28 protein-coding genes are annotated in these 24,943 nt (G+C 71.9%); 13 read left to right on the top strand and 15 right to left on the bottom strand.

The window, feature by feature from the left end:
* The first annotated feature begins 95 nt into the window (after positions 1-95).
* From ACIBEC_RS15885 to ACIBEC_RS15875, 3 genes are all read left to right on the top strand, one after another.
* Entirely contained in the window at positions 96-608 is a 513-nt protein-coding gene (locus ACIBEC_RS15885; RefSeq protein WP_360494394.1) for a hypothetical protein, read from the top strand.
* Positions 609-795: 187 nt separating this feature from the next.
* Entirely contained in the window at positions 796-1,467 is a 672-nt protein-coding gene (locus ACIBEC_RS15880; RefSeq protein ID WP_360494397.1) for a DUF6215 domain-containing protein, read from the top strand.
* 125 nt (positions 1,468-1,592) lie between these two features.
* Positions 1,593-2,264, top strand: coding sequence for a DsbA family oxidoreductase (locus ACIBEC_RS15875; protein ID WP_360494400.1), 672 nt, complete (start codon positions 1,593-1,595; stop codon positions 2,262-2,264).
* Between the two features lie 40 nt (positions 2,265-2,304).
* Here the strand turns inward: ACIBEC_RS15875 and ACIBEC_RS15870 are convergent, their stop codons facing one another.
* The 6 genes from ACIBEC_RS15870 to ACIBEC_RS15845 form a co-directional block, all read right to left on the bottom strand.
* Positions 2,305-2,970, bottom strand: coding sequence for a hypothetical protein (locus ACIBEC_RS15870; protein WP_360494402.1), 666 nt, complete (start codon positions 2,968-2,970; stop codon positions 2,305-2,307).
* Entirely contained in the window at positions 2,967-3,335 is a 369-nt protein-coding gene (locus ACIBEC_RS15865) for a hypothetical protein (protein WP_360494405.1), read from the bottom strand. The genes ACIBEC_RS15870 and ACIBEC_RS15865 overlap by 4 nt, the downstream gene beginning before the upstream one ends.
* 23 nt (positions 3,336-3,358) lie before the next feature.
* Positions 3,359-3,808 carry a hypothetical protein gene (locus tag ACIBEC_RS15860; protein ID WP_360494408.1) on the bottom strand — a complete coding sequence of 150 codons (450 nt, stop codon included), beginning with the start codon at positions 3,806-3,808 and terminating at the stop codon, positions 3,359-3,361.
* Positions 3,809-3,825: 17 nt separating this feature from the next.
* Positions 3,826-4,107, bottom strand: a complete 282-nt coding sequence (locus ACIBEC_RS15855) for a hypothetical protein (protein WP_360494411.1) — start codon at positions 4,105-4,107, stop codon at positions 3,826-3,828.
* A gap of 105 nt (positions 4,108-4,212) precedes the next feature.
* On the bottom strand, positions 4,213-4,458 hold the full coding sequence (locus ACIBEC_RS15850) for a hypothetical protein (protein ID WP_396287945.1): 246 nt from the start codon (positions 4,456-4,458) through the stop codon (positions 4,213-4,215).
* 11 nt (positions 4,459-4,469) lie between these two features.
* Entirely contained in the window at positions 4,470-4,838 is a 369-nt protein-coding gene (locus ACIBEC_RS15845; RefSeq protein ID WP_360494417.1) for an ATP-binding protein, read from the bottom strand.
* 181 nt (positions 4,839-5,019) lie between these two features.
* Between ACIBEC_RS15845 and ACIBEC_RS15840 the strand changes: the two genes are divergently transcribed.
* The 3 genes from ACIBEC_RS15840 to ACIBEC_RS15830 all read left to right on the top strand — a co-directional run bounded on the left by ACIBEC_RS15840 (position 5,020) and on the right by ACIBEC_RS15830 (position 6,765).
* On the top strand, positions 5,020-5,910 hold the full coding sequence (locus ACIBEC_RS15840) for a helix-turn-helix transcriptional regulator (RefSeq protein WP_360494420.1): 891 nt from the start codon (positions 5,020-5,022) through the stop codon (positions 5,908-5,910).
* Between the two features lie 10 nt (positions 5,911-5,920).
* Positions 5,921-6,121 (top strand): DUF397 domain-containing protein, encoded by a 201-nt coding sequence (locus ACIBEC_RS15835; protein WP_360494423.1) that lies wholly within the window; start codon positions 5,921-5,923, stop codon positions 6,119-6,121.
* A 164-nt stretch (positions 6,122-6,285) separates the two neighbouring features.
* Positions 6,286-6,765 (top strand): hypothetical protein, encoded by a 480-nt coding sequence (locus ACIBEC_RS15830; RefSeq protein ID WP_360494426.1) that lies wholly within the window; start codon positions 6,286-6,288, stop codon positions 6,763-6,765.
* Between the two features lie 7 nt (positions 6,766-6,772).
* On the opposite strand, the gene ACIBEC_RS15825 is transcribed toward ACIBEC_RS15830, so the two are convergent.
* Positions 6,773-8,197: a BTAD domain-containing putative transcriptional regulator gene (locus tag ACIBEC_RS15825; protein ID WP_360494429.1), complete on the bottom strand. Its 1,425-nt coding sequence runs from the start codon at positions 8,195-8,197 to the stop codon at positions 6,773-6,775.
* Positions 8,198-8,326: 129 nt separating this feature from the next.
* Here ACIBEC_RS15825 and ACIBEC_RS15820 point away from each other — a divergent pair, with 129 nt between their 5' ends.
* Both ACIBEC_RS15820 and ACIBEC_RS15815 read left to right on the top strand, forming a co-directional pair.
* Positions 8,327-11,254 (top strand): BTAD domain-containing putative transcriptional regulator, encoded by a 2,928-nt coding sequence (locus tag ACIBEC_RS15820; protein ID WP_360494432.1) that lies wholly within the window; start codon positions 8,327-8,329, stop codon positions 11,252-11,254.
* A gap of 140 nt (positions 11,255-11,394) precedes the next feature.
* Complete coding sequence (locus ACIBEC_RS15815; RefSeq protein WP_360494435.1) at positions 11,395-12,279, top strand: CAP domain-containing protein; 885 nt, start codon at positions 11,395-11,397, stop codon at positions 12,277-12,279.
* 194 nt (positions 12,280-12,473) lie between these two features.
* On the opposite strand, the gene ACIBEC_RS15810 is transcribed toward ACIBEC_RS15815, so the two are convergent.
* Positions 12,474-13,256: a nucleotidyltransferase domain-containing protein gene (locus tag ACIBEC_RS15810; RefSeq protein WP_360494438.1), complete on the bottom strand. Its 783-nt coding sequence runs from the start codon at positions 13,254-13,256 to the stop codon at positions 12,474-12,476.
* A 91-nt stretch (positions 13,257-13,347) separates the two neighbouring features.
* Between ACIBEC_RS15810 and ACIBEC_RS15805 the strand changes: the two genes are divergently transcribed.
* Positions 13,348-13,878 carry a GNAT family protein gene (locus tag ACIBEC_RS15805; RefSeq protein WP_360494441.1) on the top strand — a complete coding sequence of 177 codons (531 nt, stop codon included), beginning with the start codon at positions 13,348-13,350 and terminating at the stop codon, positions 13,876-13,878.
* A gap of 230 nt (positions 13,879-14,108) precedes the next feature.
* The gene (locus ACIBEC_RS15800; protein WP_360494444.1) at positions 14,109-14,831 is read left to right on the top strand and encodes a hypothetical protein; all 723 of its coding nucleotides are present in this window, start codon (positions 14,109-14,111) and stop codon (positions 14,829-14,831) included.
* A gap of 67 nt (positions 14,832-14,898) precedes the next feature.
* Here ACIBEC_RS15800 and ACIBEC_RS15795 read toward each other — a convergent pair whose 3' ends face one another.
* The gene (locus ACIBEC_RS15795) at positions 14,899-15,543 is read right to left on the bottom strand and encodes a TetR/AcrR family transcriptional regulator (protein ID WP_360494447.1); all 645 of its coding nucleotides are present in this window, start codon (positions 15,541-15,543) and stop codon (positions 14,899-14,901) included.
* A 544-nt stretch (positions 15,544-16,087) separates the two neighbouring features.
* On the opposite strand from ACIBEC_RS15795, the gene ACIBEC_RS15790 reads away from it, so the two are divergent.
* Together ACIBEC_RS15790 and ACIBEC_RS15785 are read left to right on the top strand one after the other, a co-directional pair.
* Positions 16,088-16,438 carry a DUF6542 domain-containing protein gene (locus ACIBEC_RS15790; protein WP_360494450.1) on the top strand — a complete coding sequence of 117 codons (351 nt, stop codon included), beginning with the start codon at positions 16,088-16,090 and terminating at the stop codon, positions 16,436-16,438.
* Entirely contained in the window at positions 16,431-18,086 is a 1,656-nt protein-coding gene (locus ACIBEC_RS15785) for an LCP family protein (RefSeq protein ID WP_360494453.1), read from the top strand. The genes ACIBEC_RS15790 and ACIBEC_RS15785 overlap by 8 nt, the downstream gene beginning before the upstream one ends.
* A 49-nt stretch (positions 18,087-18,135) precedes the next feature.
* On the opposite strand, the gene ACIBEC_RS15780 is transcribed toward ACIBEC_RS15785, so the two are convergent.
* The 4 genes from ACIBEC_RS15780 to ACIBEC_RS15765 all read right to left on the bottom strand — a co-directional run bounded on the left by ACIBEC_RS15780 (position 18,136) and on the right by ACIBEC_RS15765 (position 21,172).
* On the bottom strand, positions 18,136-18,618 hold the full coding sequence (locus tag ACIBEC_RS15780) for a hypothetical protein (RefSeq protein ID WP_360494456.1): 483 nt from the start codon (positions 18,616-18,618) through the stop codon (positions 18,136-18,138).
* A gap of 13 nt (positions 18,619-18,631) precedes the next feature.
* Positions 18,632-19,069: a hypothetical protein gene (locus tag ACIBEC_RS15775; protein ID WP_360494459.1), complete on the bottom strand. Its 438-nt coding sequence runs from the start codon at positions 19,067-19,069 to the stop codon at positions 18,632-18,634.
* 185 nt (positions 19,070-19,254) lie between these two features.
* Positions 19,255-20,850 carry a DUF2515 family protein gene (locus ACIBEC_RS15770; protein WP_360494462.1) on the bottom strand — a complete coding sequence of 532 codons (1,596 nt, stop codon included), beginning with the start codon at positions 20,848-20,850 and terminating at the stop codon, positions 19,255-19,257.
* A 25-nt stretch (positions 20,851-20,875) separates the two neighbouring features.
* Positions 20,876-21,172, bottom strand: a complete 297-nt coding sequence (locus tag ACIBEC_RS15765) for a type VII secretion target (RefSeq protein ID WP_360494465.1) — start codon at positions 21,170-21,172, stop codon at positions 20,876-20,878.
* A gap of 190 nt (positions 21,173-21,362) precedes the next feature.
* On the opposite strand from ACIBEC_RS15765, the gene ACIBEC_RS15760 reads away from it, so the two are divergent.
* Positions 21,363-21,743 carry a VOC family protein gene (locus tag ACIBEC_RS15760; RefSeq protein ID WP_360494468.1) on the top strand — a complete coding sequence of 127 codons (381 nt, stop codon included), beginning with the start codon at positions 21,363-21,365 and terminating at the stop codon, positions 21,741-21,743.
* A gap of 64 nt (positions 21,744-21,807) precedes the next feature.
* Here the strand turns inward: ACIBEC_RS15760 and ACIBEC_RS15755 are convergent, their stop codons facing one another.
* Positions 21,808-22,872, bottom strand: a complete 1,065-nt coding sequence (locus ACIBEC_RS15755; protein ID WP_360494471.1) for a thiamine pyrophosphate-dependent enzyme — start codon at positions 22,870-22,872, stop codon at positions 21,808-21,810.
* Positions 22,869-24,866: a 2-oxoacid:acceptor oxidoreductase subunit alpha gene (locus tag ACIBEC_RS15750; RefSeq protein WP_396287944.1), complete on the bottom strand. Its 1,998-nt coding sequence runs from the start codon at positions 24,864-24,866 to the stop codon at positions 22,869-22,871. Before ACIBEC_RS15750 ends, ACIBEC_RS15755 begins: the two co-directional genes overlap by 4 nt.
* Positions 24,867-24,943: the final 77 nt, after the last annotated feature.

The raw sequence follows: 24,943 nt of genomic DNA, 5'->3' as shown, positions 1-24,943 counted from the left end.
TGCAGGCAGCGGGCCCCGAACAGTGGCTCCTGTCTCGATGTCAGTGGCGTCTGCTTCAGTAGCGACAGGAGTATGACGACGAGAGGACGGCTGCGATGGGCGTGCTGACCGACTACTTCCGGGCCCCCGACGCGGCGACGGTCGTACGGGCACTGGAGCGCGCGGGCGGCGGGCGGCCCGACTTCGACGACGGGTCCGGTGCCGGGTTCGGTGCCGGATTCGACGGGGTCGAGGCGAAGCGGATCGACCCGGATGTCGTGCTCGGCCAACTCGTCGCTGCCATCCGGCGGGAGCAGTGGCATCCCGACGCGGTGCCGGAGACGCCGGTCTGGCCGACCACGCCGCCGCCCGGCCCGAGCGGGCCCGACGGCGAGGACGACCCGTGGGCGAGCGGCCCGTGGGTGACCGAGCTGGGCGACGCCGCCCGGGACACGCTCGCCGGGGTGCCCGACGAGCGGGTACCGAAGGTCGTCGCGCAGTGGGCGCTGGCGGAGGAGTGGGACGGCGCCGATCCGTCCGATCTCCAGCCCCTGGCCGAGGAGTTGATAGGCCTCGCCCGCCGGGCGCGCGCGGCGGGCGAGCAGCTGTACTGCTGGATCTGCCTGTAGCGGCCGCCTACCGTTCGCCGCAGGCGTGCCTGCCTGGCCCCCTCCGAGCCCCGACGCGGAACGGCGCGTCTTCGCAGGTCACAGAGCTGACCGCCGGCATCGCCCCAGTCGGGCCGGCGCTACGATCACCCCGGCTCATGGGGTCCTCGGGTGGTCGGGGGCGAGCTTCTCGAACGGGGGTCCAGGGATGGAATCCGACACGCCAGGCATCGTCGATGAGGCCGGCAACGCGGACAACGCCGAGAAGGGCAACGACCGGACCGGCCTCAAGCTGGCGGGCGTGGTCGTGCTGGTCGCCGGTGTCATGGCCGGCCTGTGGGGGCTGGGGTTCCTCGACACCCCGCCGAAGCCGGAGGACAAGCCCGTCGAGTGCGTCGCCCCCAGGCCCACGGATCCGCCGGGGTACCCGGCGCTGTGCGCCGCGATCAACCGCCGCGACCTCCCGGCCCTGCTGGGCACGCCCGAGGACCGCATCACCACCGCGCACCCGGCGCCCCTCGCCCTCGGGAAGGACCCCATGGTGGAGGTGCGTCTCCTGCACACCGCCCTGGCCATCACGGACAGCTCGACGACGGTCGAGGACATGATCGGCATGCCGCAGTTCCTCGCCAAGCCGGCCACCGTGCTCGGCCACCCCGCCGTGACCTACTCGTCCAACGCGCTGGTCCTCGTGCCCGGCGGGAAGACCGGCCCTGTCACGCGGAGCCTCGTCGTCGCGCAGGACCCCAAGGCCCCCGGCGGCCGCGCCTTCGAGCTCAGCATCTTCCGCGAGGACGGCCAGGCCCCCGACGACGCGACCCTCAACCGGCTCGCCGAAACGGTGATGCCCACCCTCCCGGGCTGGGTCGCTGCCCCGTAGTCCTGCGGCACAGGTCCGAGCCTGAATATTTCAGCACGAGAAATATTCAGGCTTGGGAGTTGCGTTCCCCCTGGTAGTCGCTGCAGCCCTGCGCGACGGGACCTCTGTGGAAGGAGAGCAGCGCCGTGCGCGTCGAGATCTGGAGTGACATCAACTGCCCGTGGTGCTACATCGGCAAGGCGCGGTTCGAGCAGGCGCTGGAGCGGTTCGAGCACCGCGAGGAGATCGAGGTCGTCCACCGCTCCTTCGAACTGGACCCGCGCGCGCCGCACGAGGCCCGTCCGGTCGTGCCGCTGCTCGCCGCCAAGTACGGGATGAGCCTGGAACAGGCCGAGGCGGCCGAGGCCCGGATCGCCGAGAACGCGCGCGCCGAGGGGCTGCCGTACCTGAGCGAGGGGCGCGACGCGGCGAACTCCTTCGACATGCACCGCCTGCTGCACTTCGCCAAGGAGCACGGCCAACAGGCTCAGCTGCTGGACGCCCTCTACCGGGCGAACTTCGCCGAGGAGCGCTCGGCGTTCGAGGAGGAGCGGCTGGTCGAGCTGGCCGTCGAGGCGGGGCTGGACGGTGGGGCGGCGGCCGCCGTGCTGGCCGATCCGGAGGCGTACGCGGAGGCGGTCCGCGAGGACGAGACGACGGCGAGCGCGATGGGGGCGACGGGCGTGCCGTTCTTCGTCCTGGACCGGCGGCTGGGCGTCTCGGGCGCGCAGCCTGCAGAAACGTTCACCCGCGCCCTGGAGCAGGCCTGGGAGAGCCGGGTCACCGTGCCACTGATGCCGCTCCCCTCGAAGGGGTGAGGTGCGGTGGAGCAGGAAGTCGGACATGCCGACTTCCTGCTCACTCGGCGCTCCAGTCGTGGGCGTAGGAGATGTGCAGACTGCCCGGAACGCCCCTGGCCGCACGGCCTGAGCCCCAGCCCCCATGGGTGAGCGTGAGGCAGTGGTGCCCATCGGGCCGCCGACCGGGCGCCTCCCGACCGAGCGCGTGGAGCCGGGAGCCCGTCCAGCGGAAGGCGGTCGGGCTGCCGGTGACCACCAGCGTGTGGGCGGCACCGGCGAAGCGGAGTTCGTCGCGCCAGCCCGCGAAGTGGTGGCGGTCGTAGTCGATGGCCTCCTCGGGCGGGAAGTCGCCGGCCGGGAGGTCGACGGTGTGCGGGACCCCGGCGCCCAGGCGGGCGCGGACCTCCTTCCAGCGGGACGGCGGGAAGCCGAGGCTGTGATGGACGAGCAGGAGGTCCAGTCGGTCCTCGGACGGGACGGGCCACAGGTCGGCCGGCCCGGTGTTGGCACGCAACGGCAGGTGGATCAGCGAGCGCCGGGAGCGGGCGGCCAGGGCCCAGAGGGTGGCGAGGTCCTCGGCCCCCTGCCGGTCGAGGTGCAGCTCCGTGGACCAGGCGTACGGGTCCGCGTAGAGGAAAGCGCCGGTGGCCTGCCGCTCCGGGGTGATCACCCGGTACTCGTCCCGGCCGAGTCGGACCCGGTGGATCCTCGTTCTCAGTCTCACGGGCTTGTCGTACCGGAGGGCGGGGTGGGCCGTCCTGCGGCGATCGGGGCGGCGTGGAGCAGGAAGTCGGGCGGGCCGACTTCCTGTGCAAGGGGGGTTGCAAGGGGAGTGGGGTGGTCGAGGGACACGAGGAACTCCGGCCGCAGCCGCCAGGGGCTGCCGTCCTCGGTCCGGACGTAGTAGACGGGCCCGACACGGCCGCCGTCCCGGTCGTCGGCCACGATGACGCATTCGAGGACCACACCCCGGGTGCCCACGATCTCCGCGCCCAGATGGCCGAGTTCGGCGCGCGGCGGGTCCGGAGTCGTCAGTTCGACCCGCTCGCCGCAGGCAAACGTGGCTTCGTCGGGCCAGGGATTCGTCACACCGGAAGGCTACGGGGCAGGTTTCAGTCGTAGAAGAACTGGCGGAGGTCCTCGACCGAGCCCGGGCCGGTGACGAAGGCCTCGAACCCGACGACCGCGCGGAGCGGCGGCGGCCCGTCGACGGGGAGCCGCCGCAGCCAGACCTCGCCCTGCTCACCCACCGCGTAGACGGCGGACAGCAGTTCGGCCATCCCCGCCGGTCGCGGCGGCGCCACTCCGACGACCGGCACGAGTTCCCAGCCGCCCGCCCGGGCGGCGAGCCGCAGCGCGCCCGCCCAGCAAGCGATGCGGCCGAGCCGGGTGTGCCAGGAGTCCGCGTCGGACGGGTACGGGTGTCCGACGGTCGCGGCGGCGAGATCGTCCATCACCCGCCGTTCGACGGCGGTGCGGACCCAACGGCCCTCCTGGGCGTCCTCGATGGCGGCGTCCCACCACTCCCAGGCGCCGTGCAGGCGGGTCGCGAACTCGTCCATCCGGCCAGGCTACGGACCTACGGGCCGCGCGGGTTGAGGCGGGTCGCGAGCCAGGGGGAGTTACGGCCGGCCGCCTCGCGGTAGGCGATGCGCTGGACGGCGAAGAGCAGCCGGTAGAGGTTGAGGGCGGCGTCGGAGTCGTCGGCGGCGAAGCCCAGGTTGAAGACGAACGATTCGAGGTCGGGCCAGTCGAAGTCGTCGGGCACCGGCGGGGTGACGGGATCGGTGGCGAGCGCGTTGAACGCGGCGGCGACGGCGTACTGCGTCGCGGCGAGGGCGTTCGCGAGCGGGTCGGGCATGTCAGGGCTCCTCTTCGTCGGGCCTTGCAACGTTGAGTGCAGTGATGACGCCCAGGGCGACGGTGGCCATCGCCAGGGCGAGGAGGGTAAGGAGAGCGGCGGCGATCAGGAACCGCACGAGCGCTCGCGGTTGCGGTCGCGGTCGGCATCGAGGAGGAGGGTCAGGAGGTTGAGGAGAGTCGAGGCGGGGGCGGTGTTGAAGCAGACCAGGACCCGGCCGTCGAGATTGCGGTCGATCGTGGCAGAGGGGAAGACCAGACCGAACTTCTTGCCACGCTCGTGGAGTTCGGCGAGGAGCGTGCGGACGTGGGCATCGGTGTAGGCCCGGATCCGGGGATCGGCGGGCTGCATCGGTCGACGGTTCACGCGGCGGCCTCCAGTTCGAACCAGACGACCTTGCCCAGCTTCCGGGGGTCGGCGCCGAAACGGTGGGTGAGAGCGCGGACGAGGAACAGACCACGACCGGAGAGGGCGAGCGGGTCGACGGGGACGCAGGGCTCGCTGGGAAGGACGGGGCTGTCGTCGCAGACCGAGACCCGGAGGCAGCGGCTGGAGAGGACGAGGGTGACGAGGGGAGCCGGGCTGCCGGCATGCCGCCAGGCGTTCACGAAGAGCTCGTGAAGGGCGAGTTCGGCATCGCCGATGAGAGAGGGCGACCACCCGGCGGTGGTGAGGAGGTCAGAGAGCTCGGCCCTAGCGGTGGACCAGTCGGGAGGGTTGCAGGCACGCATGAGAGACCCCAGGGAAGGGAGAAGGGGAATCGACGAAGGATGACACTCCGTCATGTGATCGGTGCAACACTGAGAGTAGGGTCAAGCTTGACAAGGTTGCAAGCCGATCGAGGAGACTCACTCGTTAGTGGCATCCCACATGGGTTGTGCGCGAGACTGCGCCGACAGGGAAGGGACGATCGTGGGGTACAAGGGACCAATCAGCCAGCGACAGCGCCGATTCGGCGAGGAACTTCAGCGCCTTCGCGCGGCCGCCGGGTTGTCCGCGCCCCAGGCCGGGGCGCTGGTCGGAATGAAAGGTCCGGCGGTGAGCCACACCGAAGCTGGCCGGATCACCTTGAATCCCGAACGGCTTGAGATCTGGCTTGACGCCTACGGCTGCACGGATCCGGCATACCGCAGGGGCCTGGCCGAGATGGGTCAGAGCAACGGCAAGGGCTGGTGGAGCGAGTACGAGGGCAAGGTCCCAATGCTGGCCCTGGACCTCGCGGAAGCAGAAGACCGATCTGAGTCCTTCTCCGTCTTTGATGCGCTGTACATCCCAGGGACGCTACAGATTCCAGGCTACGTCGAGGCCATCTACAAGAACGCCTACACGGATGGCCGCTGGGATACCGCGACGGCCATCGACTTCCGACTGCAACGTCAACGCATCATGACCGACAGCAAGCAACGGCAGTTCCACATCGTTATTCACGAGGCGGCCCTTCGAATGCAGTTCGCCGGCAAGTCCGTGATGCGGGACCAGCTCCTTCACATCGTTGACATGGCAGAACTTCCCAACGTCACAATCGAGATCCTGCCATTCGATTCCCCCGAGAAGGTTCCCCACTCGGGCGCGTTCCTGATCTGCAACCCCGGGTGCAGCGCCCTCTCAACCATCATCCTGGATGGACCGAAGCGTGCTATTCACCTCGGCGACCCTTCGGACGTGATCACCTATCACCAAAAGTTCCAAGAGGCCCGCGATCTCGCACTACCCGCCGTCGACACGAAGAAGCCCCGACGTGACACACTCGCTCGCGATTCATGGGGGATCCTCCAGCACATCCTCTACGGACTCCAGACCTGAAAGGCGCCCGATGTCCCACCTGGCATGGCAGAAGTCCTCGTTCAGCGATGCCGACGGCGGCAGCACCTGCCTTGAGGTGGCCGCTGGCGCCGACGACCTTCGCCTCCTCCGTGAGTCGGACGACCCTTCCGTCACCATCTCCACCTCGACCGCCACGCTCCGCGCCCTCATCCTCGGAGCCAAGGTCGGCGAGTTCGACCACCTCATCTGACCCGCACTCCTTCCCTCCCCGCCCGCCCGCTCGCCGCTTCGGCGGGCGGGCGGGGCGCTCCAACGATCTGTTTATCGTTTGTCTACCGCCATCGCCCACGATCGTCTCCACAGGGCACCCGACGCGATCGCGGGCGCCGACGCTGGAGAGAGGTAGTACGGGGCATGAAGGCGACGAAGACGTTGCGGCGCGCAGCAATCGGCATGGCTGCCGGGGTGATGGCGCTGGTCGGGACGATGGCGTCGGCAGGAACCGCGCAGGCCGCCACCGGGTATGGCGCGTCGCTGAGCGAGCCGGGGATCCTCTACCAGGCCGACTACCTCAGCAACGGCGACACCCGGCTGATCATGCAGGGCGACGGCAACCTCGTCCTGTACCGGGGCTACCCGTCGGCCCCGTACCCGGTGTGGTCCGCTCCGGGGTCCCTGGGCTGCGGCCAGAAGACGATCATGCAGGGCGACGGGAACGTCGTCGTCTACGGCGCCAACAACCGGGTCTGCTGGGCCAGCAACACGTTCAAGGACAACCCGAACGAGCTCGCCACCCTGGGGGTCGCCGACAGGGGCGGGCTCGTGGTCACCTTCGTCCAGCCCCCTCTGTCAGGCATCATCACGGCCACGCTCCGCAGCTCCGACCCGTACTAGGCCGCCCTCAGCCGCGCTCGGTGTACCACCTGACCAGGTCGGCCACCGACCACCGCGGCCGGGCCGCGAGCCGTTCCGCGGCCGCCCTCAGCAGGACCGGCAGGTTTCCGCAGAGGGCGGCCAGCTCGGCGACCGCGTCCGGCTCCTGCCGGATCCGCTCCGTGCCCGCGATCCGGGCCAGCAGCTCGTAGGCGTCGTGCGGCTCCAGCGGTCCCACCGCCAGCCGTACGACGTCGTTCCCGGGCAGCGCGCCCGGTTCCGCGCCTGCCACGACCGCCGCGCAGCCCGGCACTTCGGGCAGCAGCCGCGCGGGGTCGGGCACCCCGTCGAGCAGCACCAGCACCCGGCGTCCGGCGAGCGCCCCGCGGTAGCGCGCGGTCAGCTCGTCGAGGCCGGACGAGGAGCCGGGCCGCTCACCCAATGCGCGCAGGAACCCGGCGAGCACCACGTCCGCCTCGCCGCCGCTCGCGTACAGCTGCCCGTCCGGGAAGGCGTCCTGGACGACGTGCGCGATGTGCACCGCCAGCGCCGACGACCCGCTGCCGGCGGGGCCCGCCAGCCCGAGCACCGGTGCCCCGCCTGCCCGCAGCGCCTGCTCCCCCGCCCGGATCAGCGCCGCCCGGCCGACCAGGTCCGGGATGTCCGAGGGCAGTTGACACGGGCGTGGCAGCCGTCGCAGCAGCACGGGGGCCTCCCCGCGCCGGATCTTCTCGGCCAGCTCCACGACGGCCGGGGCCGGTTCGAGACCCAGTTCCCGGTCCAGCCGTTCCCGCAGGGCCTCGTACCCGGCCAGTGCCTCGGCCGTGCGGCCGCAGCGGTGCAGCGCCAGCAGGTGCAGCCGGTGCACCTCCTCGTCCTGCGGGTGGGCGGCCGCGAGTTCGGCCAGCGCCTCCACCGCGCCGGCGTGCCGCCCGAGTGTCAGGTCGAGGTCGAGCAGGGCCTTCACGGCCGCGAAGCGACCGGCCGCCAGCCGTTCCCGGGTTCGTTCGGCGAAGGCGCCCGGCGCGCCGTCCAGCGCGCGGTCCCCTTCCCACGACCCGAGCGCCGCCACCAGCAACTCCCTCGCCCGGACCGGGTCCTGGTGACGCAGCGCGACGGCTTCGGCCACCGTGCCCTCGTAGCGGAAGAGGTCCACGGCCTCGCGGGGCACCGCCAGCCGGTAGCCGCCGGCCGCCGCGACGAGCAGCCCGGACTCGCCGAGGGCACGGCGCAGCCGGTGCACATGGGTGCCGATCTGCCCGGCCGGATCCTTCGGCCAGCGGGTGTCGTCCTCCCCCCACAGGCCTTCGACCAGCCGCTCCGTCGGAACCAGCTGCCCCGGGGCGAGCAGCAGCGCGGCGAGCACGGCCCGCTGCTGCGGTCGGCCGAGGTCGATCTCACGGCCGTCGCACCGCGCGCGCAGCGGCCCCAGCACGTGGAATTCGAGCCGCACAGCCCACCTCTCGAATCCCAGAATCCGGTGCACAATCTGTGACAGAGCATAGGCCGCCAGGGATGGGGGCGCCGCTGTCCGGACGGAAGTGGCGAAATCCCGGCGCGGAACGACATTCGGGGACGGGACATGGATGACATCGGGGGATCCGGGCTGCGGTTCGGAATGCTGGGGCCGCTGCGGGCCTGGTACCAGGACCAGGAGCTGGAGTTGGGCCGGCCGCAGCAGCGGGCGGTGCTCGCCGTGCTGCTGGCCGCCGCCGGGCGGACGGTGGCCGTTCCGGTCCTGGTCGAGGGGGTGTGGGGCGGGGCCGAGCCCGCCGAACCGCGCAAGGCCGTCCAGCTCGCCGTCTCCCGGCTGCGCAGCGCGTTCCGGCCGTACACCGGGGACGATCCGGAGCGGCTGCCGCTGGTGCGGGTCGGCGACGGCTACGCGCTCAGGGTGCCCGGGGCCGAGGTGGACGCGGCCGCCTGGGAGGCGCTGCTGGCCGAGGCCGAACGGCTGCGCGACCGGCAGGCCCCGCCCCGGGAGGTCCGGGAGGTGGTGCGGAGCGCCCAGCGGCTGTGGGTCGGCGAGCCGCTCGCCGGGCTGCCCGGGCCGCACGCCGAAGCCGTCCGGGCCCGCCTCACCGAGCAGCGGATCTCGGCCAAGGAGACCCAGCTGGAGCTGGACGCCGAACTCGGCGACCGCACCGACCTGACGGCGGAGGCCGAGGCGCTCGCCCTGGAGCACACCGGGCGGCCCCGGCTCACCGCCGTCCTGATGCGCGCCCTCTACCAGTCGGGCCGCAAGGCCGAAGCGCTCGCTGTGTTCGAGGACGCCCGTCCGTCGCTGCCGCCGGACGAACGGGGCCCGGCCGAGATCCAGCTGCGCATCCTGCGCGAGGACGCCACCCTGCTGCCGGCCGGAGCCGTCCCCGAGCCCGCCGCCGGCGCCGGCCCCGACGCCTGGCAGGCGCCCGACCAACTCCCCTCCGGCCTGCCCGACTTCACCGGACGCGTCGAAGAAGTGGAATCCCTCGCGGACCGCCTCTCCGGCGCCGGCGGGCGCGCCGTCGTGGTCTCCGCCCTGGACGGCATGGGCGGCGTCGGCAAGACCACCCTCGCCGTGCACGTCGCCCGGCACATGCGCGAGCACTTCCCCGACGGGCAGCTCTTCGCCGACCTGCGCGGCGCCGACCGCACCCCGCCCGACCCGGGCACCGTGCTCGCCGGATTCCTGCGCGCCCTCGGCGTCGACCCCGCCGACATCCCACCGGACAGCGGCGAACGCAGCGCCCTCTACCGTTCGGCGCTGGCCGGGCGGCGCGTCCTGGTCGTCCTCGACAACGCCGCCGAGTCAGGCCACGTCGAACCGCTGCTGCCCGGCTCGGCCGGCTGCGCCGTCCTCATCACCAGCCGCCACCGGCTGGCCGGTCTCGCCGGGGCCCACCAGATGCGCCTGGACACCCTGTCGCCGGAGCAGGCGCTGGAACTGCTCGTCCGCATCGTCGGCGCCGAACGCGTCGCCGCCGAACCCGAAGCCGCCGAGGACGTCGTCCAGGCCTGCGGGCTGCTGCCGCTCGCCGTCCGCATCGTCGCCTCCCGGCTCGCCGCCGACCCCGCGCTCACCCTCGCGGCACTCGCCGACGGGCTGCGCCACGAGCACCGGCTGGCCGAACTCAGCGACGGCGAACGGACGGTGGAAGCCACCTTCGCGCTCTCCTACCACCGCCTGGACCCGGAACTCGCGCGCGCCTTCCGCCTGCTGTCCCTGCCCGACGCCCCCGACCTGCCGCTGCCCTGCGCCGCCGCCCTGCTCGGCCGCACCGAGGACGAGGCCGACCGGCTCCTCGAAGAACTCGTCGACCTCAACCTGCTGCACTCCCCCCGGTTCGGCCGCTACGGCTACCACGACCTCGTCCGCGCCTACGCCCGCGACCGCCTCGCCGACGAGGACACCCCCGCCGACCGCACCGCCGCCACCGACCGGCTGCTCGACTTCTGCCTCGCCACCGCCCGCAACGCCGACCTCGCCGCCCGCAAGGCCGAACCGGCCGAACTCAGCCTGCTCGGCGCGGCCGTGGCCTCCCCCGGCCGCACCATCGCCGACGGCGCGGAAGCCGTGCGCTGGATGCGCGACCAGGCCGAGGTGCACGCCGCCGCCATCGCGCTCGGCTGCGACGACCCGGCCCTGCCGCTCGACCGCGCCGCCGAACTCGCCGACCGGATGGGCGCCGTGCTCCCCGAACGCACCCAGACCGGCGTCATCGTCGACCTCGCCGAACGCATCGCCCGACAGGCCGCCGACCGAGGCGAGCACGGACCGCTCGCCCTCGCCCGCTACCTGCGCGGCAGCATGCTCTGGCACATCAACCGCTACGCCGAATCCCAGGAGGAGATCCGCCGGGCCGTCGCCCTGTCCGAGCGGGAGGAGAGAACCGAACGCGTCCTCGCCAAGGCCCTGATCACCCTCGGCAGCAACGCCCGCATGCACGGCCGCTACGCCGAGGCCGCCGAGCACGCCGGCCGCGCCGCCGACCTGTTCCACCGCCTCGGCGCCCAGCGCGCCGAGGGCAGCGCGCTCGGCGAGTTCGCGTTCAGCGCCGCCCAGACCGGGCGCCTCGACGAGGCCCGGGACGCCGCCGAACGCAGCGCCCGCCTGATGAGCGCCTCCGGCCCGGTCTCCGCCGCGATCGGCCGCTACTACCTCGCCCGGGTGCTGCGCCTGTGCGGCGACCCGGAGGCGGCCCTCGACCACGCCGTCGGCGCCCGCGAGGAGTTCACCGCCCTCCAGGTCACCGTCTTCGCCGCCGCGGCCGGCGACCTCGCCGCCCGCATCCACGCCGAGGCCGGCCGCTGGCTGCTCGCCGTCGACGCCGCCGAAGCCGTCCTCCCCCTCGCCCGCCGCACCAGCGCCGCCCTGGAAGCCGCCCTGCTGCGCACCCTCGGCACCGCGCTCACCGGCCTCGGCCGCCCGCGCCAGGCCCGGGCATGCCTGACGGACTCCCTGGAGGTGTACGAGCGGCTGGGGCTGGAGGAGGAGGCAGCGCAGGTCAGGGGGCTACTGACGGAGTAGGTACGGCATCGACACGACCACCGGCTACGCGCGTTGACCGGCCGTCTACCGCGTCCCCGGAACATCTCTCCCGTCAGGCCCCGGGCCGCCGCCGCAACGGTCGCGGCCCGGGGCGACACCACCGACGAGAGGCACGACACATGCCCACGCTCGTACGGAACGGCCAGGTGTGGACGCTCCGGTCGGCGAACGGAACGGTCGCCGACCTGCACTCCGGCCGCACCGACCCGGGCGCTCCGATCCAGTCCCGGGAGCGCAACGGCACCACCACCCAGGGCTGGGTCTTCTGGTCCATGGACGGCAACTGGGTGGTGGAGACCCAGCTGACCCGGGGACGGTACGCCCCCGGCCAGGCCATGGTCATGCACTACGACCACACCAGCCGCCGGACCTCACTGGCCGACCTGGACGGTCGGCCCGACCAGCGCTGGTGCCTGGAAGTCGTCGGCGACGACTGGCTCCGCATCCGCACGCTGAACACCGACGAGGGCGACCTCTTCCTCACCGCGTCCACCCCCGGCTCCCCGCTCACCCTGGCCCGGCAGAACCACACCGACCCGGCGCAGCGCTGGCAGCTCATCCCCGCCGGCCGGACCGCCGGCGGCCGGTGGCGGACGGCGCGGCGGCCCCAGCCCGCCGACGGTGACGTCCACACCGAGATGCTGACCGTCGTCAACACCGAACGCGCCCGCGCCGGTGCCCAGCCGCTCTGCCTGGACGAGCGGTTGAACGCCGCCGCCCAACGCCACGCCGACGACATGACGGCGCACGACCTCACCCAGGACCACGGCACCGACGGCAGCACACCGTGGCGCCGGGTGCGCGCCGCCGGCTTCGCCTTCCGCTTCTCCGCGGAGAACGTCGCCGCGGCCGACAACGTCCCGGAAGCGATGCGGATGTGGATGAACAGCCCCCACCACCGCGACACCATCCTCGACCCGCGCTTCAACCACATCGGTGTCGGCTCCGCGGTTCGCCAGCACGGCACCCGAGGGCGCTACGTCCAGACCTTCGGCCAGGTCTGACCCGCCCACCGGGCCCGGTCCCCGTCGGGAGGGCCGGGCCCGGAACCCCTTGGGGAGGCACCGACCACCTGGGCCTCAACGTCCGCACCGACAACGCCCCGGCGATCCGGCTCTACGAGCGGCTCGGCTTCGCCACCGTCGCCACCCACAACGAGCTGGTGCTCAACGCTTCCTGACCGCCCTGGTCGGAACACTCAGACGGTGCGCTCGATGGTGCCGTGCCAGGTGCGGCGGTAGCCCTCCGAGAGCGGGCCGCCGACCAGGTCGAGGACCTGCCGGGCCGCCTGCGCCAGCGGCTGCGGATCGCCGTCCCTGCACAGGCGCAGATGGCCGTCGACCAGGGCGGGGCCGAGCACCGGGTCGGCCTCCCGGAGGCGGCGCGGCAGCCACTTGCCGGCGCCGGTCCAGGCCCGGCAGTGGTCCCAGAGCAGGTCGGCGGCGGCGGTGAGCACCTCTCCGGCGATGGCCAGGCGCTCGGCGGCGCCCCCGGTGCCACGGGCGTCACGGGCATCCCCCACGTCACGGGCGTCCCCGGCGTCGGCCAGGTCGGCGAGGAGGTCGGTCAGGCCGTACCGCCGGGTCTCCACGGTCTCCGGGGCCAGTGCGGGCGGGCCCTGGCGCAGGTCGGCCTCGGCGCGCTCGCGGGCGCGGGCGCCGTGGCCGTCGGGGTCGGTCAGCAGGAGGCCGGTGGCGTACATGTTCTGGAGGACGGCCCGGCGGGAGGCGGCGTCGACGGCGAACAGTTCGGCGAGGCCGGTCCCGGTGTGGACGAAGAGCTCGACGACGCGGCCCTCGTGGCGGACCGTCTCCCGGTAGGTCCCGCCGCCGTCCGCGACCAGGACCGCGAGGTCGAGGTCGCTGGTGGCGGTGGCGGTGGCGGTCCCGGCCGCCGCGGACCCGGCCAGCAGCGCGGCGAGCGCGTCCGGGAATCGGTCGGCCACCAGCCGACGGGCCTGATCGATCATCCGTTCACTCATGCGGGCAAGAATCGCAGGTCACCGGCCCCGGCTCCGGATCCGAACGGAAAACCGAAGGCGCCCACCGCCCGCCCCTGGTAGACAATGTGACATGCTACAAGGCTCCCGTGTCACCCTCCGCGCCCGGCTGCAGAGCGACATACCCGTTCTCCAGGCCGAGTTGTACGACGACGTCGCCACCCGCACCCGAGCCGACAACCGCCCCTGGCGGCCTCTCCCGCCCGACTCCCCGCACTCCCCCTACCTCGTCGGCGCGCCCGCCGACGACGCCGCCTGCTTCTCCGTCGTCGAGCGGGACACCGGCGAACTCGCGGGCGAGGCCCTGGTCTGGGGCATCGACTCCCACAACCGCAGCGGCCACCTCGGCATCGCCCTGCGCCCCGGACACCGCGGCCGGGGGCTCGCCACCGACACCCTGCGCACGCTCTGCCGCTACGGCTTCCGCACGCTCGGCCTCCAACGGCTGCAGATGGAGACGCTCGCCGACAACGAGCCGATGCTGGGCGCCGCCCGACGCGCCGGATTCACCGTCGAGGGCACCCTGCGCGCCGGCCACTGGGCCGACGGGGCGTTCGTCGACCAGACCGTCCTCGGCCTGCTCGCCGGCGAATGGACACCGTGATCCGACGGCCCACTGCGGCTCCCCGCCCGCCGCTCCCCGACGGCCTGCCCTGCCCCGCCCGACCCCGCCCGGCCGATCACGACTCGATATCCCTTGTCACGGACCCGCGAGAGACTCGTCACAGACCGGTCAAAGGGAGGCCAAAGTCATGGCACCCGACCTCCGGACTGCGCTATGAACATCCCTCAGGAGGACCGCCGACGGCGGTCCGCAATGACGGGGGACGTCACATGAAGCCCATCCGCAGCAGTCGCCGCGCCCTCGCCCTGGCCGCGCTGACCGCGGTCGGCGCGCTGACCATGACCGCCTGCAACGACGACGCGTCGTCGTCCGACACCGCGACGACCCCGCCGGCTGCGCCGTCCGCACCGGCCGCGTCGTCCGCGCCGGGCACCGTCGCCCCGTCGCCGGGTGGCGGCGCCATCACCCCGGCCGCCCCGACCTCCGCCCCGGCGGGCGGCGCGGCCTCCGCTTCGGCTGCCGCGCCCGCACCGGCGGGCGGCACCCCGGCCGGCGGCACCACGGTCAAGGTCGGCAACGCCGTCACGATCCCGTTCAGCTCGGGCAGCACCAAGGGCACCATCGCGCTCGCGGTCACCTCGATCGAGAAGGGCGATCCGGCCGACCTCACCTCGCTCAACCTGGGCGACAAGGCCAAGGGCCTGGTGCCGTACTACATCCACTACAGCGTCACCAACGCCGGCAGCACCGACCTGTCCTTCACCAGCGTCGACCACATGAAGGGCCTGCTGGCGGACGGCACCGAGGCGCAGGACCTGATGATCATCGGGGCCTTCGCCAAGTGCAAGAGCGAGTCGCTGCCGAAGGGCTTCACCAACGGCCAGTCGGCCACCTCCTGCGCGGTGGCGTTGTCCCCGGAGGCCTCCAAGGTCGCGGGCGCCGAGTACTGGGGCGACCCGTACACCCTCGGTAAGGGCGTCAACTGGAAGTGATCCGTACGGACTCCGGGCGGGGGCGGCACTGTGCCGCCCCCGCCCGGGGTTCGGCCCCGCCCGGGATTCAGCCCCGGGCCGCCGGGCCGCCGTGGATCCGCAGGAAGGCGTCGACGCCGACCGCCGCGATCCGCTCGACCTCCTCGTCCGCCACCGGGACGGCGCCCCAGAAGGAGCGCTCGGCGATGCCGTGGAAGGTCAGCAGCGTGTACTGCTCGGCGGCCAGCGCGGCGTCCTCGACGGCCAGCAGTCCGCGCTCCGAGAGCGCCTCGAAGTGCGTCGCGAGGTCGCGCAGCGAGGCGATCGGGCCGGCCTCCAGCCAGGCCTCCAGAACGTCCGCCGGGATGTTGGCCACCTCGGCGCGGATCGCCCGGCCGAGCGCCCCGTGCTCCCCGGCGGACAGCACCGCGCGTGCCCGCTCGACCGCGAAGTCGACCAGGTCCTGGCGCAGGTCCACCACCCGGTCGAGGTACTTCGCCATCAAGTCCCGGATCTTCTCGGTCAGTTCCGCGGAGTTCTGCAGCGCCACCGACAGGAAGAGGGTCTCCTTGTCGGCGAAGTGGTTGTAGACCGTGCGCTTGGACACCCCGGCCTCGGCCGCGATCGCGTCCATGCTGGCCCGCACGTAGCCCTCGCGCCCGAACACCACCGTTGCGGCCTGCGTGATCGCCCTGCGCTTCTCCGGCCGTCCCGGTCCACCCGTCGTCGCCACGGTCCGCTCCTCCACTGCTCCGCCTGCGTAAATAAACTACTCGGTGCAGTGTATTCGCCTCACACCGAGCCGGGCCCGCCATCGAACACGCGCGCGCCACGCCGAGTAAGATCTACACCCGTGTAGACGCATTGCGTAAGTACCCGGCCCCGATCACGGGCTCCGCGGCCACGCACGGGAACCGGCCGACCGGCTCCAGCGTCCAGAAATGGCAGCGCCACGAACGAACGAACGTACGGACAGGCAACCGGCGCGGGCGCCGACGTGGCGCACGGAACACGGGAACACCGGGGGTGGGTGCGTGGCGGGGCAGCGAGGACGGTCGCCGGACCGGGGGCGGGCAGCCGACCAGGGGCGGGCAGCCGACCGGGGACGGTCGCCCGACGGGGGACGGGCAGCCGACCAGGGTGCACGGCGACGGGCGGCGGACAGGCCGGCGGACGGGTCGACCGTCAGACCGACCGACAGACCGACCGGCCGACAGACCGACAGGCCCGCGGCCCGACCGAAGCGCCCTTTCTCCGGCGGGCCCGCCCTGCCGGCGGTGGCCGCGGTCGGGCTGCCGGTGGTGGGCGCGGCGATCAGCGAACTCTCCGGCCCGGGCATGGGACTGGCGTTCTCGCTGACCGCGGTGCTGGGCACCGGCCTGGCCGCCGCACTGAGCACCCGCAACGGCTGGTGGTGGGTGCTCGCGGCCTCCCCGCCGGTCATCCTGGGCGTGACGGCCGCCGCCGAGCTGGCCGCCAACCGCGAGCTCTACCAGGGCAGGGGGCTGGCCACCGGCGCCGCGAAATGGGTGGTGCACGGCTTTCCCGTGATGGCTGAGGCCGCGGCAGCGGCTCTCCTGGTGATCGTGGTCCGGGTGGTCCGGGACCGGAGGAGGCACCGTGGCTGAGAACAGCGAGCAGCAGGAGGGCGGCCGCGCCGCCGCCCGCCGGGCCGCCGGAGCCCCGGCCCGCACCCGGTCCCCGCTGCTGATCGCGGGCCGGGTGGTGGCCTGCACCGTCGGACTGGCGGTGTTCGCCGCCAGCGGGGTGGTCTGGTACGAGTACAAGCAGCTCACCGACGGGATGACCACCTCCAACGTCATCGCCGAGACGAAGAAGGACGCTCCCAAGCACCTCGACAACTCGGTCAACCTGCTGCTGATCGGCCTGGACAGCCGCAAGAACATGGACGGCTCGGACCTGCCCCCGCAGTTCGTCCAGGACGAGCTGCACGCAGGCCACAGCTCCGACATCGGCGGCTACAACACCAACTCGCTGATCCTGCTGCACATCCCCGCGAACGGCGGCAAGGTGCAGGCCGTCTCCATACCGCGCGACGACTACGTCATGACCTACAACGCCGACGGCTCCCAGCTGGGCATGGCCAAGATCAAGGAGGCCTACGGCGCGGCCAAGGACAAGGCCGATCCGGGCCTGCGGGCCAAGGGCCTCAAGGGCGCCGACCTGGAGAAGGCGGGCCGCGACATCGGCCGTGCGGCCACCATCCGCACCGTGCAGAAGTTCCTCGACCAGCCCATCGACCACATCGCCGAGGTCAACCTGATGGGCTTCTACGACATCGCCAAGGCGGTCGAGCCGATCCAGGTCTGCCTCACCCACGACACCAAGGACCCGGCCATGGAGGGCCAGGGCTCCGGCGCCGACTTCAAGAAGGGCATCAACACCCTCAACGCCTCCCAGGCGCTCTCCTTCGTCCGCCAGCGCCACAACCTCGACGGCCCCGACGGCAACTCCGGCGACTTCGCCCGAACCCACCGCCAGCAGGCCTTCATCTCCGCCGTCGTGCACAACCTGAAGCAAAAGGGCATCGTCGGCGACCTCGGCAAGATGCAGGAGCTGATGGGCGTCATACAGAAGGACCTCGTCATCGACAACCAGTGGAACATCCTCGACTTCGCCCAGCAGGCCCCGGCCCTGACCGGCGGCAACGTCGAGTTCAACACCCTGACCTTCGACGGCTTCGGCACCCGGAACGGCCAGGACGTCAACCTGGTGACCCCGGCGAAGGTCCAGAAGGTGGTCAAGCAGCTGTTCGGTTACGCCGACGCCGCTGCCGCCCCCGTCGCCCCGGCCGACCCGGCCGGCGCCACCCCCGCGCCCACGGCCACCCAGCCGACCGCGAGCCCGACGCCGACGCCGACCGCCGCCAAGGCCGTCACCGTGGACGTCTTCAACGCCTCCTCGGCCACCGGGGTCTCCTCCACCGCCGAGTCCAAGGCCCTGGTCGCGATGGGCTTCAAGGAGGGCCGGACCGGCCCGGCGGGCACCAAGCCGAAGACCACCACCGTCACCTACGGCAAGGGCGCCAAGGACGCCGCCGACCAGATCGCCGCCCGCTACGGCGTGACCGCCACCGAGTCCGCCTCCGCCGGCGCGGACCACGTCGTGGTCACCCTCGGCACCGGCTTCACCGGCGTCGACGCCGACAAGCCCGCCGCCCCGACCGGCTCCGCGTCCGACCCGGCCGCCAACCTGCCGATGCAGGGCCCCGGCGTCGACGCCCAGTCCGACGGCGGCATCCCCTGCGTCTACTGACCCGCCCCGCCAGTCGTCCGGTGCCCCGCCGACCCCGGCGGGGCACCGCTCAGGACCACTCGAAGTACAGCGCGGGCCGCACCGGCCGCGGGCCGCGGGGTGCGAAGACGAACACCAGGTTCACCGTCGGTCCGGACGGCTCCTCCAGCCGCGGACCGCGGATGCTCAACCCGAACTCGTTGATCGGCCGCCCGGCCGCCAGCCCCGCCCGCACCTCGCGGTACCAGCCCTCCAGCGGCTCGACCGGCAGCTCCCAGTACAGTGCCAGCTCGCCCGACAACCGGTAGGCGTCATCCACCGTGGCGGCCGGGAAGGTCACGCTGACCAGGTCGAGCACCTCGCTCTCCGCGGTGGCCAACAGCTCGACCCTGCCGGTGAACCAGCGCCCGCCCGGCAGCGCGATGGTCGCGGCCACGGTGGGGATGCGCCAGCGGCGCCGCACGTTCTCGGGCCAGCCGACATCGCTGCGGCCATGGCTGCTGCGGAGGTTCCAGGTGACGGCCGTCGGCTGAACGGGCTGCTCGTACGACAACAGGGCCTCCGGGTCAGGGCGCGGTCGGGGTGGCGGACTGGGTGGCCTGGTCCTGGAGCGTGAGTCTCAGGTTCTCACCCCAGGCGAACTCGACATTGATGGTCGCCGGCTGACCGCTGTTGATGGTCTCGTACTTGAGACTGACGCCCACGAGCGGGCCCTGCGGAGTCAGCAGCTTGAAATCCGTCCCACCGTGCTCGCTTCCAAGACGCACCCGGTCGCCGTTTGCCAGGTCATCGAGGACACTCCGGTGGAACTCCTCGATCCTGTCGGTCTTCAGCCCGAACTGTCGGCAGAGTTCCAGGGACTTCCGGTAGGCCTTGTCGAGCGGCATTTCGGGGTACCAACCGACGAGTTCGTCCATATTCTCGGCGTCGTCGCGGGTGACCGCCACCATGAGCATCATCTCGTCAGCGTGGAAGCGCTGACCACCCGGCAGATCGATGTCCACCGGACCGAGGTTCTCGAAGTCGTGGCCGCTGTGCGGATTGAGCTGGACCCCCAGATCGGCGCCCCGGTGCGAGTTCCGGAGGTCCCAGTGGACGGCACGCTTCCTCCCGCCCACCAGGTAGCACCCGGCCGCCAGCAGAACCAGACAGAGCAGAGCTCCGAGGATCCGAATCCGCCACGCCCGCGTCACGGCAGAATCTCGTACTCATCGGCCCGGTCGAGTAGCGGGGTGTCAATGATCTTCTTCGCCTCCAACGGATTCGCCAGGAGCTGCTGGTACTTGGGCAGCATGTCCTTGCGGATCCAGTCCATCCGGTCGTTCGTGTCGGTCACGTACCGGTCGTCCCACCAGGTCGACCACTCGCCACCGTAGTAGCCGTTGAAGGACTTGCCGCCAGGAATCGGTGACTCGGTCATGGCCGACAGCACTTGGGCGAACGTGTCCCCGACCGGGCCGTGGTAGTTCTCCACCTCGCGGTACGACTTGGGAAGCACAACGGTCTGCTCACGTTCCAGCAGCGCGGCGTTCCCCGCTGCGACTCGTTTGGGGTCGCCCGAGTCGATGTCCCGCCAGGAATCGATCAGCTCCTTCGGGTACCTCTTCGAGTCCTGTTGCTGCAACGCCTCGATGCCGGCCATGCCGTACTGCTGGTACGCGGCGTGCATGGAGCCGACATCGGCGAAGATGTCCTTCTGCATGTTCAGGAACTTGTTCTGGAACCACTGCACTTCGTCCGTACTCATGGTGGACAACAACCCCACCCCCGGAATGGGGGTGACCAGCCCGCCGACATTCGCGCCCTTGATGAACTCGTTGAGGTCATGGATCCCCCCGTACACCGGTGCGCCGGCCAGCTTGGCCATTCCGGCCCACTGGAAATCCGGGTTCTCGTCCCACAGCTTCTGGTACCAGGCGTAGACCTTCTGCACGGTCTCGTCGTTGAAGTCCAGGCCCTTCTCGGGATCCCATTTCGACGGGTCGATCCCAGCTTTCCTCAGGGCGAGTTGCTTGTAGTACTCCTCCAACGTCGGCACACCGGGCAGGCCCTGGACCTTCCACGGCGCCGCGTCCAGGAACAGGTTCCGCTGGTCCGGCGACAGCCCACTCCACCAGGCGGCCCGGGCGGCCGGGTCCGCGGGGACGGCGTCCCCCTCGACGGTCCCGGCGAGCCGGGTGGCTTCGCCGAGGTCCTTGGCGGCGAGCTGGACCGCGCCCGCCAGGCCGGAGCGCCCGCTACCGTCCAGGAGCTTGGACTCCCCTGCCAGCTTGCCGAGTTCGGCCGCGCACTTGGCGTCCGCCTGGGTGGCGGCCTGGACGGCGGCGGCGATGTCGGCGGTGAGGGTCGCGGCGTAGGCGACCTCGGCCCGGTAGGAGTCGGCGGCCTCCTGGCGGAGCGCCGCGTTCTTGGGCAGTTGGTCCACCGGCGTCGGCGTCGCGGTGACCGTGCCGCTCGCGTCGACGGTGAGGCTGCGCCTGCTCGCCTCGGTGAGCGCGTACTGCAGTTCCTGCTGGGCGGTGGTCACCGCCTGGACGAAACCGTCCAACACCTTTTGGACCGCCTGGAGTTCCAGGGCGGCCACCTGCAGCTGCAGCTCCTGTTGGCCGAAGGAGTGCCGGGCGCCGGTCGCGGCGGGGCCGGTCCAGGTCCCGAGCGGCTTGAGCACCGACTCCTCGATGTGCTGCCGCGCTTGGTCGAACGCCTTGGCGACAGCCTGCCAGTCCTTGCCGGTCTCCGTCACCGACTCCAGTTTCACGTCGCGCAGGCGCGTGAAATCCACCACGGGAGCCCCCCCTTCCCCTGTTGTGCTACTGGAGCGCCCCGGCGTTCCCGTTGTCGGTCTTGCCGTAGTTGTCGGCCGCTTGGCGGAGCGACTCCTCGTCCGTGCCGAGCGCGCTGCGGATCTTCTCCACGCCCTGGGTCCACGCGGTCACCACGGCGGCCAGTTGCCCTGCCACCTGCCAGCCGCCCAAGGCTGTCTCGGCAGCCCCCGAGGCGGTTCCGGCGGTCTGGACCGGTGTTGCCAGACCGGCGGCGATGGACGAAGCGTTGGCCGCCGAGGACCTCAACTGCTCCGGCGAGACCTCGAATCCGGCTCCCGACATCGGATCGACCCCCCAATGCTCGATGCGATGTCCCGACCCTAACGGGACCGGGCGGTTCGCCGCCGGACTTTCTCGAACATGGACGCGATCAGTAGGCACGTCCCTGGCGCGATTCTCCGTACTATGTATAGTGTACTGCGTACGGGGTAATCGTACGGATGCCTCAGAAGTCGACGAGAGGGTTCCCGCCTTGCAGATCACCGCCACCACCGTCGCCCTGACCGTCGAGGACGTCACCGCCTCCGCCGCGTTCCTCCGGGAGCACTTCGGCTACGGCGAGGAGATGTCGGCCGACGGCTTCGTCTCGCTCAATCACCCGGGCGGCGGGGTCAACGTCGTCTACCTGCGGCGCGGCCTGGAGGTCCTGCCGGAGGAGCAGCGCCATCGGGTCGCGGACGGCGTGATCCTGGCGTTCGTCGTCGAGGACATCGCCGCCGAAGAGCGGCGGCTGCGCGAGGAGGGGGTCGCGATCACCCTGCCGCTGCGTGAGGAGCCGTGGGGCGAGAAGCTGTTCCAGGTCGCCGACCCGAACGGGGTCGTGATCGAACTGGTCGAGTGGGCCAAGCAGTAACCGCGAAACAACGGGCGCCCCTCGTCCCGGCCGGGACGAGGGGCGCCGACGCGCACGGGGACGGTCAGTCCACCGTCCAGGTGTCGTTGCCCGCCAGCAGCGTGGCCAGGTCGCCCGGGCCGCGGTGGGCGGCGGCGGTGGCCAGCTGGCTCGCCATCAACTCGTCGTAGACGGGCCGCTCGACGCTGCGCAGCACGCCGATCGGCGTGTGGTGCAGGGTGTCCGCGTCGGCGATCCGGGAGAGCGCGAAGGCGGTGGCCGGGCCGGCCGCGTGCGCGTCGTGGACCAGCACGTCCGTCTCGTTCGCCGCCGTGACCGGCGCGGTGAACAGTTCGCCGTCCGGGCCCCGGAACACGCCGTTGGCGCCCTCCGCGCCGAAGCGGATCGGCTGCCCGTGCTCCAGCCGGATCAGCGCCTCGTCCCGGGTGCCGGGCTCCTTCAGCACCTCGAAGGCGCCGTCGTTGAAGATGTTGCAGTTCTGGTAGATCTCGACCAGCGCCGTGCCCTCGTGCTCGGCCGCCGCCCGCAGCACCGACTGCAGGTGCCGGCGGTCGGAGTCGATGGTGCGCGCGACGAAGGTGGCCTCGGCGCCGAGCGCCAGCGACAGCGGGTTGAACGGCGCGTCCAGCGAGCCCATCGGCGTGGACTTGGTGATCTTGCCGAGTTCGCTGGTCGGCGAGTACTGGCCCTTGGTGAGGCCGTAGATCCGGTTGTTGAACAACAGGATCTTCAGATTGACGTTCCGCCGCAGGGCGTGGATCAGGTGGTTGCCGCCGATCGACAGCGCGTCACCGTCACCCGTCACCACCCACACGCTGAGGTCCTGGCGCGCGGTGGCCAGCCCGGTCGCGATGGCCGGCGCCCGCCCGTGGATCGAGTGCACCCCATAGGTGTTCATGTAGTACGGGAAACGCGAGGAGCAGCCGATGCCCGAGACGAAGACCGTGTTCTCCCGTCTGATGCCGAGCTCCGGCATGAAGGCCTGCACCGCCGCCAGGATCGCGTAGTCCCCGCAGCCGGGGCACCAGCGCACCTCCTGGTCGGTCTTGAAGTCCCGTGCGCTCTGCGGCGCTTCGTCCTTGGGCACCAGCCGCAGGGACGGGAAGCCTCGCTCGCTCCGCTCGCTCATCGGTGGTCCTCCTCGTCCAGGGTGCCGATCGCGGCCCACAGCACGTCCGCCAACTGGGCCGCCTTGAAGGGCAGTCCGCGCACCTGGTTGTAGGACTCGGCGTCCACCAGGTACTTCGCCCGCAGCAGCAGGGCGAGCTGCCCGAGGTTCATCTCGGGCACGATGACCTTCTCGTAACTCCTCAGCACCGCGCCCAGGTTGGCCGGGAAAGGGTTGAGGTTGCGCAGGTGCGCCTGGGCGACCTCGCCGCCGTCCGCACGCACCCGGCGCACCGCCGCGGTGATCGGCCCGTACGTCGAGCCCCAGCCGAGGACCAGCACCCGGGCGTCGCCGGTCGGGTCGTCCACCTCGACCGGCTTGACGGTGATGCCGTCGACCTTGGCCTGCCGGGTGCGGACCATGAAGTCGTGGTTGGCCGGGTCGTAGGAGATGTTCCCGGTGCCGTCCTGCTTCTCGATGCCGCCGATCCGGTGCTCCAGGCCGGGCGTGCCGGGCAGGGCCCAGGGCCGGGCCAGCGTCCGCGGGTCCCGCAGGTACGGCCAGAAGGCGCCGTCCTCGCGGTTCGGGCCGGTCGCGAACTGCGGGTCGATCTCAGGCAGTTCGTCGACGTCGGGGATCCGCCAGGGCTCCGAGCCGTTGGCCAGGTAGCCGTCGGAGAGCAGGAAGACCGGGGTGCGGTAGGTGACCGCGATCCGGGCCGCCTCCAGCGCCGCGTCGAAGCACTCCGCGGGCGTGGCCGGGGCGACGATCGGCACCGGCGCCTCGCCGTTGCGGCCGAACATGGCCTGCAGCAGGTCCGCCTGCTCGGTCTTGGTCGGCAGACCGGTGGACGGGCCGCCGCGCTGGATGTCCACGACCAGCAGCGGCAGTTCGAGCGAGACCGCCAGGCCGATCGTCTCGCTCTTGAGCGCCACGCCGGGCCCGGAGGTGGTGGTCACGCCGAGCGCCCCGCCGAAGGCGGCGCCGAGCGCGGCACCGATCCCGGCGATCTCGTCCTCCGCCTGGAAGGTGCGCACCCCGAAGTTCTTGTGCTTGCTCAGCTCGTGCAGGATGTCCGAGGCCGGGGTGATCGGGTACGAGCCCAGGTAAAGCGGCAGGCCCGAGCGCCGTCCGGCGGCGATCAGCCCGTAGGACAGGGCGAGGTTGCCGGAGATGTTCCGGTAGCGCCCGGCCGGGAGCTTGGCCGGCGACACCTCGTAGGAGACCGCGAAGGTCTCGGTGGTCTCGCCGAAGTTCCAGCCGGCCCGGAAGGCGTGGATGTTCGCCTCGGCGATCTGCGGCTTCTTCGCGAACTTGCTGCGCAGGAACGACTCGGTGCCGTGCGTGGGCCGGTGGTACATCCAGGACAGCAGGCCCAGGGCGAACATGTTCTTCGCCCGCTCCGCGTCCTTGCGCGCCAGACCGCTGTCCTTGAGCGCCTCCACGGTCAGCGTGGTCAGCGGCACCTTGTGCAGGTGGAAGCCGTCCAGCGACCCGTCGGTGAGCGGGTCGGCCGGGTAACCGACCTTCGCCAGCGCGCGCTTGGTGAACTCGTCGGTGTTGACGATGATCTCCGCGCCGCGCGGCAGGTCCGGCAGGTTCGCCTTCAGCGCGGCCGGGTTCATCGCGACCAGCACGTTCGGGGCGTCGCCCGGGGTCAGGATGTCGTGGTCGGCGAAGTGCAGCTGGAAGGACGACACGCCCGGGAGCGTGCCGGCGGGGGCACGGATCTCGGCGGGGAAGTTCGGCAGCGTGGACAGGTCGTTGCCGAAGGACGCCGTCTCCGAGGTGAACCGGTCACCGGTGAGCTGCATGCCGTCCCCGGAGTCGCCGGCGAAACGGATGATCACCCGGTCGAGTCTGCGGATCGGCTTGGCTCGGCCGGGTGCCGGGCCGCCCGAGGCGGGTGGGCCGGCGGGCACGCTCGGGCCGGGGCGCGCCTCGCCGCTCCCGGCACGAGCCTCGTCGCCGTCCGAGCCGTCCACTGCCTCTGACTGATCGACCTGACTGGTCACTGCCGCGGACCTCCTAGGGCACACCACCCGCGGGCGCGGCCCCGTGCCCCGTCCGCCTGGTGCACCTCCCGCATCCT

This window comes from Kitasatospora sp. NPDC051164 (genome assembly GCF_044455625.1).
Classification (GTDB): domain Bacteria; phylum Actinomycetota; class Actinomycetes; order Streptomycetales; family Streptomycetaceae; genus Kitasatospora.
This window is presented reverse-complemented; position numbering and strand designations above follow the sequence as displayed.

What these genes read in the sequence shown, in the direction of transcription:
- ACIBEC_RS15885 (WP_360494394.1), top strand. Translation starts at nt 96, where the DNA reads ATGGGCGTGCTGACCGACTACTTCCGGGCCCCCGACGCGGCGACGGTC.
- ACIBEC_RS15880 (WP_360494397.1), top strand. Translation starts at nt 796, where the DNA reads ATGGAATCCGACACGCCAGGCATCGTCGATGAGGCCGGCAACGCGGAC.
- ACIBEC_RS15860 (WP_360494408.1), bottom strand. Translation starts at nt 3,808, where the DNA reads ATGGACGAGTTCGCGACCCGCCTGCACGGCGCCTGGGAGTGGTGGGAC.
- ACIBEC_RS15855 (WP_360494411.1), bottom strand. Translation starts at nt 4,107, where the DNA reads ATGCCCGACCCGCTCGCGAACGCCCTCGCCGCGACGCAGTACGCCGTC.
- ACIBEC_RS15850 (WP_396287945.1), bottom strand. Translation starts at nt 4,458, where the DNA reads ATGCAGCCCGCCGATCCCCGGATCCGGGCCTACACCGATGCCCACGTC.
- ACIBEC_RS15845 (WP_360494417.1), bottom strand. Translation starts at nt 4,838, where the DNA reads ATGCGTGCCTGCAACCCTCCCGACTGGTCCACCGCTAGGGCCGAGCTC.
- ACIBEC_RS15835 (WP_360494423.1), top strand. Translation starts at nt 5,921, where the DNA reads ATGTCCCACCTGGCATGGCAGAAGTCCTCGTTCAGCGATGCCGACGGC.
- ACIBEC_RS15830 (WP_360494426.1), top strand. Translation starts at nt 6,286, where the DNA reads ATGAAGGCGACGAAGACGTTGCGGCGCGCAGCAATCGGCATGGCTGCC.
- ACIBEC_RS15820 (WP_360494432.1), top strand. Translation starts at nt 8,327, where the DNA reads ATGGATGACATCGGGGGATCCGGGCTGCGGTTCGGAATGCTGGGGCCG.
- ACIBEC_RS15815 (WP_360494435.1), top strand. Translation starts at nt 11,395, where the DNA reads ATGCCCACGCTCGTACGGAACGGCCAGGTGTGGACGCTCCGGTCGGCG.
- ACIBEC_RS15810 (WP_360494438.1), bottom strand. Translation starts at nt 13,256, where the DNA reads ATGAGTGAACGGATGATCGATCAGGCCCGTCGGCTGGTGGCCGACCGA.
- ACIBEC_RS15805 (WP_360494441.1), top strand. Translation starts at nt 13,348, where the DNA reads ATGCTACAAGGCTCCCGTGTCACCCTCCGCGCCCGGCTGCAGAGCGAC.
- ACIBEC_RS15800 (WP_360494444.1), top strand. Translation starts at nt 14,109, where the DNA reads ATGAAGCCCATCCGCAGCAGTCGCCGCGCCCTCGCCCTGGCCGCGCTG.
- ACIBEC_RS15765 (WP_360494465.1), bottom strand. Translation starts at nt 21,172, where the DNA reads ATGTCGGGAGCCGGATTCGAGGTCTCGCCGGAGCAGTTGAGGTCCTCG.
- ACIBEC_RS15755 (WP_360494471.1), bottom strand. Translation starts at nt 22,872, where the DNA reads ATGAGCGAGCGGAGCGAGCGAGGCTTCCCGTCCCTGCGGCTGGTGCCC.